The following is a 12,815-nucleotide window of genomic DNA, read 5'->3' on the forward strand; positions in this document are numbered from 1 at the left end:
AGATAGCGGTTGACCCGCCGGCTCTTTATTGTGACAGCGATCTATGCTCTACAGCGCCCGCGTGCCGCATTCGGCACCGAAGCCGCTGCGGCACACCCGTCAAGCTGGAACAGCGGCACCAGCCGCTTCCTCATGCTTAGTCACCCACCGTCACAGGAAAGTTTCCTCAGGAGTAAGACAAAAATGGCAGATACCACCTACCCGGTTTACGGCGAGATCACCGGTCCGATCGTCATGATCGGTTTCGGTTCGATCGGTCGCGGCACCCTGCCGCTGATCGAGCGCCACTTCAAATACGACAAGAACCGGTTGATCGTGGTCGAACCCCGTGAGGACGCCGCCGACAACGAGATTTTCGAACGGCATGGCGTACGTCACGTTCGCGCTCATGTGACGAAGGACAACTACAAGGAACTGCTGAAGCCGCTGCTCACCGAAGGCGAAGGCCAGGGCTTCTGCGTCAACCTGTCGGTCGATACCGGCTCGCTCGACCTGATCAAGATGTGCCGCAAGCTCGACGTTCTCTACATCGACACGGTCGTTGAGCCGTGGCTCGGTTTCTATTTCGACGCCGAAATGGACAATTCCGAGCGCACCAACTATGCGCTGCGCGAAACCGTTCGCAAGGAAAAGGAAAAGAGCCCGGGCGGCACCACGGCCGTTTCCACCTGCGGCGCCAACCCCGGCATGGTCTCCTGGTTCGTCAAGCAGGGCCTCTTGAACCTCGCCAACGACCTCGGCGTGAAGTTTGAAGAGCCGCATCAGGACGACCGCGAAGGCTGGGCGAAGCTGATGAAGAAGGTCGGCGTCAAGGGCGTGCACATTGCCGAGCGCGACACGCAGCTGACGAAGAAGCCGAAGCCGCTCGACGTGTTCTGGAACACCTGGTCGGTCGAGGGCTTCATCTCCGAAGGTCTGCAGCCCGCCGAACTCGGCTGGGGCACCCATGAAAACTGGATGCCGAAGAACGCCAAGAAGCACAAGAAGGGCTGCAAGGCTGCGATCTACCTGGAGCAGCCGGGCGCCAACACCCGCGTACGCACCTGGTGCCCGACGCCTGGCCCGCAGTACGGCTTCCTCGTCACCCACAACGAGGCGATCTCGATCTCGGACTTCTTCACCGTTCGCGACAAGGACGGCGAAGTGACGTACCGTCCGACCTGCCACTACGCCTACCATCCGGCCAACGACGCGGTCCTGTCGCTGCACGAGATGTTCGGCAACGGCGGCAACGCCCAGCCGGTCCATCACGTTCTCGACGAGAAGGAACTCGTTGAGGGCCTCGACGAACTGGGCGTCCTGCTCTACGGCCACGACAAGAATGCCTATTGGTTCGGCTCGCGCCTGTCTCTGGAAGAGACCCGCCGCATCGCTCCCTACCAGAACGCCACCGGCATGCAGGTAACCTCTGCGGTTCTCGCCGGCATGGTCTGGGCGATCGAAAACCCGAAGGCCGGCATCGTCGAAGCCGACGAGATGGACTACAAGCGCTGCCTGGAAGTACAGCTTCCCTATCTCGGTCCGGTTGAAGGCCACTACACCGACTGGACCCCGCTCGACGGTCGTCCGGGCCTGTTCCCGGAAGACATCGACACCAAGGATCCCTGGCAGTTCAAAAACATCCTCGTTCGCTAAGCTTTTGACGTAAAACGTCATCCGGCCCGGGGCACGACCGTGTCCCGGGCCTTTTCATCTGTGCGGGAAAAGGCGCCGGCAGCCTCCTGCTGCTCTTGCTTTCAACTCATGATCGCGGCATGGTCATGCCGGAATGAAACAGTCCGCTCGGCCCAATGCGGGGGAAATCGCCTATGAAGCCATTCGCAGTTCTGACCCTTATCGCAACCGCCGCGGCCTTGGCATCCTGCCAGTCGTCGCCCCGGATCATCGATGAGGGCGGGCCGTCGCGCCAGGCGACCGGCGTCGAAGGCTCCTGGGTGGACCCGAACGGCATCGTCTCGACTTTTGCAGGCGGCACCTTCTCGACCCGCACGACCGACACCAACCAGCTGCTTGCTTCGGGCAATTACATCAAGACGAGCCCGACGCTCGTCGAGATCAACATGACCTCGCTGGTGCGCAACACCCAGTCCAAGGTCGCTTGCGCTCTCGTCACGCAGAACCAGCTCAATTGCACCACCGATGCCGGCGCGCAGTTCTCGCTGGCGCGGCGCGGCTAAAACAGCGCATACGCACGTATCGAAGCCCCCGATCGGGGGCTTTTTTTGTTGCAGGATCGCAGCTTAACCTCGTTGCAAATTGACAAAGCGAGCTTGGTTTTAGCGCTTGAAGTCACCTTCAAGTGATGAAAACATCCGGCCCGGCAAAGCCACCTCCGACCGTGGGGAACGGTTCCGTCTTGACGGTTCCGGAAACGGTCGGCTGACAACCGGCAAACAGGAGAACATCATGATCAGACACATGCGGACCGGCCTGATGACCGCGTCCATTCTTGCCCTCTCCTCGGGCGCAGCCTTCGCCGATTATGAGCTGAACATCCTGCACATCAACGACCTCCATTCCCGCATCGAGTCGATCAACAAGTTCGACTCGACCTGCTCGGCGGAAGAGGAAGGCAAGAACGAGTGCTTCGGCGGCGTCGCTCGCCTGAAAGCCCTGATCGACACGAAACGCCAGGAACTCTCCGGCAAGAACGTGCTGCTGCTCAATGCCGGCGACAACTTCCAGGGCTCGCTGTTCTTCACCACCTATAAGGGCCTGGCCGAAGCCGAGTTCCTCAACCTGATGAAGTTCGATGCGATGACCGTGGGCAACCACGAATTCGACGAGAGCGAGGACGGCCTGGCCGGCTTCCTCGACAAGATTACCTTCCCTGTCGTCACCGCCAACGTACTGCCGAGCCACAAGTCGAAGATCGGCGACCGCATCAAGCCGTCGATCGTGCTCGACGTCGGAGGCCAGAAGGTCGGCATCGTCGGCGCCGTCGCCAACGACACGCCGGAACTCTCCTCGCCCGGCCCGGACATCCTGATCGGCGACGACGTTGCCACCACCACCGCTGCCGTCGAAGAACTGAAAAAGCAGGGCGTCGACAAGATCATCGCGCTGACCCATGTCGGCTATCCCCGCGATCTCGCGGCAATCGCCAAGATCCCCGATGTCGATATCGTCGTCGGCGGCCACTCGCACAGCCTCTTGTCCAACACCGACGCGAAAGCCGAGGGTCCTTACCCGACGATGGTCGACAACCCTGGCGGCTACAAGGTTCCGGTCGTCCAGGCAGCATCCTACACCAAGTATCTCGGCGATCTCGTCGTCACCTTCGACGACAAGGGCGTCGTGAAAGCCGCCAAGGGCGATCCGATCCTGGTCGACGCGTCCGTCAAGCCGGATGAGGCCGTGCTGGCTCGCGTCGCCGAACTCGGCAAACCGATCGAGGAATTGCGCTCGAAGATCATCGCCAAGACCGAAGCGCCGATCGACGGCTCGCGTGAGAATTGCCGCACCAGGGAATGCGAAATGGGCAGCCTGCTCACCGACGCCATGCTCGACCGCGTCAAGGGCCAGGGCGTCACCATCGCCATCACCAACGGCGGCGGCCTGCGCGCCTCGATCGACGCCGGCGACGTTTCGATGGGCGAAGCGATCACCGTTCTGCCGTTCCAGAACACCGTCGCGACCTTCCAGATCAAGGGCGACGGCATCCGTGAAGCGCTGGAAAACGGCCTCAGCAAGCTTGAGGAAGGCGGCGGTCGCTTCCCGCAGGTGGCCGGCATGAAGTTCTCCTTCGACAAGTCGAAGCCGGTCGGCAGCCGTGTCGTCTCGGTCGAGGTAAAGGAAGGCGAAGGCTACGTCGCCCTCGATCCGGCCAAGACCTATTCGCTGGTCACCAACAACTACATGCGCAATGGCGGCGACGGCTACGACATCTTCAAGGAGAAGGGTGAAAACGCCTACGACTACGGTCCGGGCCTCGAAACCGTGCTCGCCGACTATCTCGCCGCCCACCAGCCGTTCAAGCCCTATACCGATGGCCGCATCACCGAGGTCGCTGCGGCTGCAGGTGCTGCACCGGCGGAACCGGCGACGGAAACGAAGCCGGCGACGGGCACCGACACCACGGCAACCCAGCCGGCCGCGACCTCCGGCGATGCATCAGCGCCCGCAACAAGCGGCCCGCAGAAGCACGTGATCGCCAAGGGCGACACGCTCTGGGACCTCGCCAAGTCGTTCTACGGCGAAGGCTCGCTGTGGAAGAAGATCTCCGAAGCCAACGGCAAGCCGGCGCCGCGCGCGCTGCATGTCGGTACGGAACTGGAAATTCCGGCAAAGTAAGACAATTTGCCTCTACCTTCAGAGCCGGCGCGGGCTTCCCCGCGCCGGCTTTTCTTTTTAGAAGGATTTGAAACCGAAAGCAGTGTCCCGATTGAACGGGACCGACGAGGACCGAGATGACCGAACAGCTTGACGTGACCGCCCCTGCCGACCACCCTTCCGTCAGATCCGGAAAGGTCGGCATTCTGCTGGTCAATCTCGGCACGCCCGACGGCACCGACTATACCTCGATGCGCCGCTACCTGAAGGAGTTCCTGACGGACCGCCGGGTGATCGAATGGTCGCGGCTGTTCTGGTATCCGATCCTGTTCGGCATCGTGCTCAACACCCGTCCCGGCAAGGTGGGCAAGGCCTATGAGACCATCTGGAACAAGGAGCTGAACGAAAGCTACCTCAGGACCTACACCCGCAACCAGGCGCAACTGATGGCCAAAACGTTCGCCGATCGCCCTGATGTGATCGTCGACTGGGGCATGCGCTACGGCCAGCCCTCGATCGCCTCGCGCATAGAAGCGCTGCAGAAGGCCGGTTGCGAACGCATCCTCGTCTTCCCGCTCTATCCGCAATATGCGGCAGCCACGACCGCCACCGTCAACGACAAGGCCTTCGAAGCGCTTTTGAAGATGCGCTGGCAGCCGGCGCTGCGCACGGTTCCGCCCTACCACGACGATCCGGTCTATATCGACGCGCTCGCGACCTCGATCGAGCGCCATCTGGCGACGCTCGACTGGGAACCGGAAGTGGTTCTGACTTCCTTCCACGGGATTCCGAAGAGCTATTTCGACAAGGGCGACCCCTATTATTGCCAATGCCAGAAGACCGCGCGGCTGCTGCGCGAAAAGCTCGGCTGGTCCAAGGAGAAGCTGCAGGTCACCTTCCAGTCGCGCTTCGGGCCCGAGGAATGGCTGCAGCCCTACACTGACAAGACGGTCGAGAAACTCGCACAGGAAGGCGTCAAGCGTATTGCCGTCATCAATCCCGGTTTCGTGTCCGACTGTCTGGAAACGCTGGAGGAGATCGCCGAGCAGGCGGCCGAGAGCTTCCACCACAATGGCGGCGACAAGTTCACCCACATTCCCTGTCTCAACGACAGCGCCGAAGGCATGGCGGTCCTCGAACACGTCGTGCGCCGCGAACTCGCCGGCTGGCTCTAGCTCCCATTCCTTGCCGCGGCGCTTGAAAACGGCGCCCCGATCACAATTTCTGGATGAATGGAGCACGCACACGGTCACCGGCGAGTGCGCATCCCTAACATTTTGAATCTATGCGCAATCCGCGGAAACCGATTCCGGACCGACAACTATTGCGCTAGAGTGCTGTCTCGGGTCGGGACTGCAAATTTAGGGGGCTTCTCTTGGGCGGGTTGGATATCGTCGTCGTCGTATTCGTTGTTTTCATCGTGTTTGTCCTCTTCATGGGGATCAAGACGGTGCCGCAGGGCTATCGCTACACAGTCGAACGCTTCGGTCGTTACACAAAAACGATGGAGCCTGGTCTGAACGTCATCTTTCCCTTCGTCGACCGGATCGGCGCCAAGATGAACGTGATGGAGCAGGTGCTCGATGTTCCGACTCAGGAAGTCATCACCAAGGACAATGCCAGCGTCTCGGCCGACGCGGTTGCCTTCTATCAGGTGCTGAACGCGGCCCAGGCGGCCTATCAGGTCGCCAATCTGGAAAACGCCATCCTCAACCTGACGATGACCAATATCCGCTCGGTCATGGGCTCGATGGATCTCGACGAGCTGCTCTCCAACCGTGACACGATCAACGACCGATTGCTGCATGTCGTCGACGAGGCCGCCAACCCCTGGGGCATCAAGATTACCCGCGTCGAGATCAAGGATATCGCACCGCCGAAAGATCTGGTCGACGCCATGGCGAGACAGATGAAGGCCGAACGCGAAAAGCGCGCCCAGGTGCTGGAAGCGGAAGGGTCGAGAAACGCGCAGATCCTGCGCGCCGAGGGCGCCAAGCAGTCGGCGATCCTCCAGGCCGAGGGCCAGCGCGAAGCGGCCTTCCGTGACGCGGAGGCCCGCGAGCGTCTGGCCGAGGCCGAAGCCAAGGCGACGCAGATGGTCTCTGCCGCGATTGCCGCCGGCGATATCCAGGCGATCAACTACTTCGTCGCGCAGAAGTACACCGAGGCGCTCGCCTCGATCGGCACCGCCAACAACCAGAAGATCGTGCTGATGCCGATGGAAGCGTCGGCCCTGATCGGCTCGCTCGGCGGTATCGGCGCGATTGCCAAGGAAGTCTTTGGAGATGGTGCGGCCGCTCCGGCGACACGTCCGCGCCAATCGACGCCGCGCACCACGCCCGCCTTCCCCGCCGATCCCTCGCAAGGAAAATAGGCGATGATCGAACGCGTCATCCAAGAACTCGGGCCCTGGAGCTGGTGGGTTCTCGGCTTCGTGCTTCTCGCAGCCGAACTGGTGGCACCCGGCGTGTTCCTGATCTGGATCGGCATCGCCGCTCTCATTGTCGGAATTCTCTCCCTTATGCTCTGGGAGACCGGCTTCTGGATGTGGCAGGTGCAGTTCGTCCTCTTCGCCGTCCTCTCGGTGGTCGCTGTCCTGCTCGGCCGCCGCTTCGTTCTGTCCTCGGCCGAGACCACCGACGAACCCTTGCTGAACCAGAGAGCGGAAAGTCTTGTCGGTCGCACCGCGGTGCTGGAGAAACCGATCGCCGAGGGCCGCGGCCGCATCCGGCTCGACGATACGTTCTGGACCATCGAGGGACCGGACCTGCCGGCTGGCACCCGAGTCCGCGTCGTTTCCAGCCATGGCCGAAACCTGACTGTCGAAAGCGCCTGATCGGCAAGCGGCTGATGCCACGACGTTTTTCCCATTTGGAAACGATTGCTTAACCACGTCGCTTTACGATTGCGAAAGGATTGCAATCAGGCTTCGTGGACAAACGGCATATGGTGCCAGGCTCATCTCGCTCGACCAAAGGAGACGCGCGGCGTTCGACCTCGCTGGCGTTGCTATTGGCCGGCGCTGCCCTGTTCGCACCATCGTCATTGCGCGCGCAAACGGCCACGGCCCCGACGACCTATGGCGTCGGCACCACCCCGGCAGCCGTCCCGTCTACCACGCCCGCAATCGCCGACCCGCAAATCACCGGCGCCGTCAGCGGCGACGATCTTCCGCCGGCGCAGAACGAGGATTTCCTCCGCCTCAACCAGCGGGAGCCGACGATCGATGGCCTGAGGCTTCGAACCGATACGGAGGGGTATCGTACCACGCCGGGCGTTCGCATCGGGACCTTCACGCTGCGCCCCAGCGTCAGCGAGACCATCAACCATGAATGGCGCAACGACGGTGACACCAAGACGAACCGCGGCTATCTCGAAACCGGCATCCGCGGCACCCTGACCTCCGACTGGTCGCGTCACCAGTTGACCGTCACCGGCGAAGGCATTCTACAAAACAACATCTCGGGCGAAGGCGAGGAAGAGCCACGCGCCGATGTCGACGCGGAGCTGCGGCTTGATCTCTGGGACGAAACGGTTGCACGACTCCGGGCCGGATACAGTTTCTACCGAGAAGACGCTGACGACCCGAACGCGATCTCGGACGCCAAGACCCAGTCGGCGGTCAACACCTACCGCCTCGGCGCCGCCATCGAGCGCGATTTCGGTCTGATCCGCGGTTCGGTCGGAATCGATTTCGACCGCCAAACCTATGGCGATGTCGAACTCGAAAACGGCACGACACTGTCCGAGAAGGACCGCAACCGCAATACCGGTGTCTTGATCGGCCGTATCGGCTACGAGTTGTCACCGGCGCTGATCCCGTTCATCGAAGCCTCCGTCGGCACGTCGCTTTACGACCTGCGCGAGGACACGTCCGGCTTCGAGCGTTCCTACCAGACCTATGCCGGACGCGGCGGTATCGAGGTCGATCTCGGCGAGAAATTCTATGGTGAGCTCGGCCTCGGCTACGAGACCTATCGCTTCGACGATGACAGGCTCGAAGACGTCAGCGGCCTGTCCGTCGACGGCCGCCTCAACTGGTCGCCGCAGCGCGGCACCGATGTGCTCTTCGCGGTTTTGACGGATCTCAACCCGTCGACGACGGCGGGCGTTTCCGGATCGATCGACTATACCTTGACCAACATAATCACCCACCAGATGCGCTCCGATCTGGTCGCACGATTGTCCAACACTCTGATCATCCGCAAATATCCGTCGGACTCCCGCTCCTCCGACGAGACGACCTGGCGCACGGGCGCAGGCCTCACCTGGGATATGAACCGTTACCTCGCATTGACCGGCGACGTCAGCTACGAGCGCACCACGCCCGACGTCGGCGATCCGACCGACATCACCCGTGTCGGCGTCGGCCTCGTCCTGCGGCGTTGAGCCAAAGGTCAGCCGCCGGCAAAGATACTGCATGTTTCCTTTAATCGTAGCCGGTTAAAGGACAAAAACATGCAGCCATTCAAAGTGCTACAGCGACCTTTGCGCGTCTGATAAGACGCGCGGCGCTGTAGAGCGGTAACAACACTCATTGCCAACAGCCAATGAAAAAGGCCGCATTCCCCCGGGGGAACGCGGCCTTCTCGTTTCGGTGGAACCGAAATTACTTCAGGCTGCTGAGCAGGTTCTTCAGCGGACCCTCGACGCTCGGGCGGATGTCGCCGCGTTCCAGAGCAAAGGCAACGTTTGCCAGGATGAAGCCGTCCTTGGCGCCACAGTCATAGGTGTCGCCACGGAAGTGATAGGCGGCGAACTGCTGGCTGTCGGAAAGCTTGAGCATGCCATCGGTCAGCTGGATTTCGTTGCCGGCGCCGCGTTCCTGCTTTTCGAGGATCGGGAAGATCTCCGGCTGCAGGATGTAGCGGCCGTTGATGAAGAAGTTGGACGGGGCTGTGCCCGGTGCCGGCTTCTCGACCATCTTGGTGATCTTGAAACCATCGCCCACCTTGTCGCCGACGCCGACGATACCGTACTTGTGGGCCTGGTCCGGTGCGCATTCCTCGACGGCGATGACGTTGCCGCCGCTCTGCTCATAGAGCTCGACCATGCCCTTGAGGCAGCCCTTTTCGCCCTTCATGATCATGTCCGGCAAGAGCAGCGCAAACGGCTCGTTGCCGACGAGGTCACGGGCGCACCAGACCGCGTGGCCGAGGCCGAGCGGCGCCTGCTGGCGGGTAAAGCTGGTCGTGCCGGCCTTCGGCAGAATGCTGTCGAGCAGGGCGATCTCGGCCTTCTTGTTGCGCTCGCGCAGCGTCTGATCGAGCTCGACCTGAATGTCGAAATAATCCTCGATCACCGCCTTGCTGCGGCCGGTGACGAAGATCAGATGCTCGATGCCGGCTTCCAGCGCCTCATCGACCACATATTGAATGACCGGCTTGTCCACCACCGTCAGCATTTCCTTCGGCACGGCCTTGGTAGCCGGCAGGAAACGTGTGCCCAGCCCTGCGACTGGGAACACGGCTTTGCGGACTTTACGCTTGTCGGTCATCGATACCTCCTTGATAGGAACTCACTCATAAGTCTTGCCGGATGGTCCCGGACGACAATCCGCCTGAAACCATACAGCGCTCCGTAATGGAGCCGCAATCTCTATGCCGTCAGCTGAACGCAGCATGAACCGACGGAACAAATGCATATGCGAACTCCACGACCATGGCTTGACATTTTCTACAGCGGAAGACGCCACCACAATTTCATGGTAAAGGGTTTGTTGACCACGTTTCTGTAGATTCGTTGCAATCCGGCAATGCAACAATCGCGGCCGGATCCGAAACAGGAGCCGCCGACGACTGCCCCCACCGTCGAGGCTGGCCCCAGACTGCCACCTTGCGGAGTGATTCGGGCCATGACGGCCGAAGCCCCCGCAGAGAAACGGAACCGACAGCTGATGATCAGAAACCGCAGGACGTTTTTCCGTCATATCGCAGCCGCCCTCGTCCTATCCGCCGCAACACTCGGCACCTCGCCCGCGCGCGCCGATGCCGGATTCCAGAACTGGATCAACGAATTCTACACGACGGCCGCCAAGGCCGGCATCACCAAGGCGACCTATCGCCAAGCCTTCGCCGGCGTGAAGTCGCCTGACGAGACGGTGATCGAAAAGGCCAACTACCAGCCGGAGTTCAAGCACAAGATCTGGGAATACATCGATTCCCGCGTGAACCCCTACACCAAGCGCGTCGGCCAGGAGATGGCCGCCAAGCACGCCCGCACGCTCAATGCGCTGGAAAAGCGCTATGGCGTCGACAAGACGATCCTGCTGGCGATCTGGTCGATGGAATCCAACTACGGGGCCGTTCTGGAGAAGGACGACCGGCTGCACTACGTGCCGCGGGCGCTGGCCACCCTTGCCTATGCCGATCCGAAGCGAGCAAATTTCGCCAAGAAGCAGCTGATCGCAGCGCTGAAAATCCTTCAGAGCGGAGACATCACGCCGCGCGAGCTGACCGGCTCCTGGGCGGGCGCCATGGGCCACACCCAGTTCATCCCGACGAGCTACCTGCTGTATGCGGTTGACGCCGACGGCAACGGTCACCGCGACATCTGGAACTCGGTGCCCGATGCGCTCGCGACCGCCGCCAACCTTTTGAAGAAGAACGGCTGGCAGCCGGGCGAAACCTGGGGCTACGAAGTCGCGCCGCCGGCAAATGCCGCGAAATATTCCGGCCAGACGAAGACGCTCGCCGAATGGGCCTCGCTCGGCTTCATGAGGCCGAACGGCAAGGGCTTCCGCAACGGCGGCACACGCGCCGAGCTCAAGCTGCCGAGCGGTGGCGAGGGGCCGGGCTTCCTGATGACCAAGAACTTCTTCGTCATCAAGCGCTACAACGCCTCCGACAGCTACGCTCTCGGCGTCGGCCTTCTTGCCGATCAGATCGCCGGCTATCAGGGCATGCAGCAGCGCTGGCCGCGTCCGGACGGATCGCTCGACATCAGTGAAAAGTTCGAACTGCAGAACCGCCTGAAGGAGCTCGGCTACTACAGCGGCGAAGTCGACGGCAATTTTGGTTCCGGCTCGAAGGCCGCGATCCAGGCGTTCCAGTCGAAGAACGGCCTGCCGCCGGATGGACAACCGACCCAGATGCTGCTGCGGGCCTTGCGCAACTAGCAGGATCAAGGTTTCACGATCGCGGCATCCGTGAGATAAACTAAGGGAAGCGCGCTGCACCCGTGCGGCGCGCTGCAACGTGACAGCGGTCCATGGCCGCCCGAACACGCAATGGACGGGCAAAAAACAGATGACAAGCAAGCGCCGCAAACCACACGGACGAAAGCCGTTCGCAATCGCGACGGTCTGCATGGCCGCTCTGGCGATGCTTGTCGTTGGCCTCTACGCCGGTTTTGCCGAAGCACAGGAGCGCGTCCAGCGGCGCACTCTGTTCCAGGTGCTTTTCGGTGGCTTGGCGCGCGAACGGCCGGTCTACGAGGATCGCTCCTATTTCCCTGAGCAGCCGCGCCCAAAACGCCAACGCCAACAGCAACAGCGCCAGAAGGGCCAGGGGCAACAGAAGCAGAAGCCGAAGATCGCCGATACGCCGGCAGTCGCGCCGGTGGTGGTTGAGAAAGCGCCCGACGCCAAGAAGGTTCTGGTCGTCGGCGACTTCATGGCCGGCAGTCTCGGCGACGGCCTGAAGACCGCCTTCGAGATGACGCCCGGCATCGCCGTCGAGACACGGGCGAACGGCTCGTCCGGCCTGGTGCGCGAAGATTACTTCAACTGGCCGGGTACGCTTCCCGGCTACGTCGGCGAATTAAAGCCATCCGTGATCATCATCAGCCTCGGCGCCAACGATCGGCAGCAGATGCAGATGGGCGACGTCAAGGAGAAGTTCCGCAGCGATCTCTGGACCGAGGAGTATCGCAAGCGCGTCAACGCGCTGGCGGCCCTTGCCCGCAAGGAGAAGCTGCCGGTTCTCTGGGTCGGCATGCCGCCGTTCCAGTCCGCCGCAATGACCGCCGACATGGTGACCTTCAACGGCATTTATCGCGAGGAGATCGAGAAGGTCGGCGGCCAGTTCGTCGACATCTGGGATGGCTTCGTCGACGAGGGCGGCAAATTCGTCCTGACCGGCTCCGACATCAACGGCCAGCAGGTTCGTCTGCGCGGCGCCGATGGCATCAACCTCACCAAGGCCGGCAAGCGTAAGCTGGCTTTCTACGTCGAGAAGGACATTCGCCGGTTGCTCGGCGATGCCGCCGCGACCGACAAGAACGTGCCCGGGGCGGGCGAACTCAAGGACCTGGTGGTGACGGCACCGCTTGGCAACGAGGATATCGTCAAGACCCAGCCGATCGGCTTGACCGATCCGGCCCTGGATGGCGCCGGCTCCCTGCTTGGCAACGCCGCACCGGACAAGGGCAATGGCAAGAGCCCGCGCGACCTTTTGGTTGACAAGGGCGATATCGCCGACGCACCGACCGGCCGCGTCGACGACTTCCGCCTGTCGAAGCCAAGCACTGTCATCAGCAATCCGGTGATCCGCAACTAGAAACATGGCCGCGGTTTGAAGCTGTCGCACTGGCAATAGCCAATA

At 61.8% G+C, this 12,815-nt stretch carries 10 protein-coding genes; 9 read left to right on the plus strand and 1 reads right to left on the minus strand.

Going from position 1 to position 12,815, the window contains the following annotated elements:
* The first annotated feature begins 183 nt into the window (after positions 1–183).
* The 7 genes from V7S54_RS16865 to V7S54_RS16895 all read left to right on the plus strand — a co-directional run bounded on the left by V7S54_RS16865 (position 184) and on the right by V7S54_RS16895 (position 8,661).
* Positions 184–1,635 carry a homospermidine synthase gene (locus V7S54_RS16865; RefSeq protein WP_065375227.1) on the plus strand — a complete coding sequence of 484 codons (1,452 nt, stop codon included), beginning with the start codon at positions 184–186 and terminating at the stop codon, positions 1,633–1,635.
* Between the two features lie 173 nt (positions 1,636–1,808).
* Entirely contained in the window at positions 1,809–2,177 is a 369-nt protein-coding gene (gene omp10, locus V7S54_RS16870; protein ID WP_058321013.1) for an outer membrane lipoprotein Omp10, read from the plus strand.
* Between the two features lie 229 nt (positions 2,178–2,406).
* Complete coding sequence (locus tag V7S54_RS16875; protein WP_065375226.1) at positions 2,407–4,293, plus strand: 5'-nucleotidase C-terminal domain-containing protein; 1,887 nt, start codon at positions 2,407–2,409, stop codon at positions 4,291–4,293.
* 116 nt (positions 4,294–4,409) lie between these two features.
* Positions 4,410–5,447, plus strand: coding sequence for a ferrochelatase (gene hemH, locus V7S54_RS16880; RefSeq protein ID WP_065375225.1), 1,038 nt, complete (start codon positions 4,410–4,412; stop codon positions 5,445–5,447).
* A gap of 200 nt (positions 5,448–5,647) precedes the next feature.
* Positions 5,648–6,646 carry an SPFH domain-containing protein gene (locus tag V7S54_RS16885; protein ID WP_065375224.1) on the plus strand — a complete coding sequence of 333 codons (999 nt, stop codon included), beginning with the start codon at positions 5,648–5,650 and terminating at the stop codon, positions 6,644–6,646.
* A 3-nt stretch (positions 6,647–6,649) separates the two neighbouring features.
* A complete protein-coding gene (locus V7S54_RS16890; RefSeq protein WP_065375223.1) occupies positions 6,650–7,108 on the plus strand; it encodes an NfeD family protein in 459 nt (152 codons plus the stop codon).
* 110 nt (positions 7,109–7,218) lie between these two features.
* Positions 7,219–8,661: an outer membrane beta-barrel protein gene (locus V7S54_RS16895; protein WP_065375222.1), complete on the plus strand. Its 1,443-nt coding sequence runs from the start codon at positions 7,219–7,221 to the stop codon at positions 8,659–8,661.
* A 220-nt stretch (positions 8,662–8,881) separates the two neighbouring features.
* On the opposite strand, the gene galU is transcribed toward V7S54_RS16895, so the two are convergent.
* Positions 8,882–9,769, minus strand: coding sequence for a UTP--glucose-1-phosphate uridylyltransferase GalU (galU, locus tag V7S54_RS16900; protein ID WP_065375221.1), 888 nt, complete (start codon positions 9,767–9,769; stop codon positions 8,882–8,884).
* Between the two features lie 399 nt (positions 9,770–10,168).
* Here galU and V7S54_RS16905 point away from each other — a divergent pair, with 399 nt between their 5' ends.
* Together V7S54_RS16905 and V7S54_RS16910 are read left to right on the plus strand one after the other, a co-directional pair.
* Entirely contained in the window at positions 10,169–11,389 is a 1,221-nt protein-coding gene (locus V7S54_RS16905) for a lytic murein transglycosylase (RefSeq protein WP_065375340.1), read from the plus strand.
* Positions 11,390–11,519: 130 nt separating this feature from the next.
* Positions 11,520–12,770 (plus strand): SGNH/GDSL hydrolase family protein, encoded by a 1,251-nt coding sequence (locus tag V7S54_RS16910; protein WP_065375220.1) that lies wholly within the window; start codon positions 11,520–11,522, stop codon positions 12,768–12,770.
* Positions 12,771–12,815: the final 45 nt, after the last annotated feature.

Origin of the sequence: Ensifer sp. CCNWLY38 (genome assembly GCF_037120565.1) — a bacterium.
Taxonomy (GTDB): domain Bacteria; phylum Pseudomonadota; class Alphaproteobacteria; order Rhizobiales; family Rhizobiaceae; genus Ensifer; species Ensifer adhaerens_H.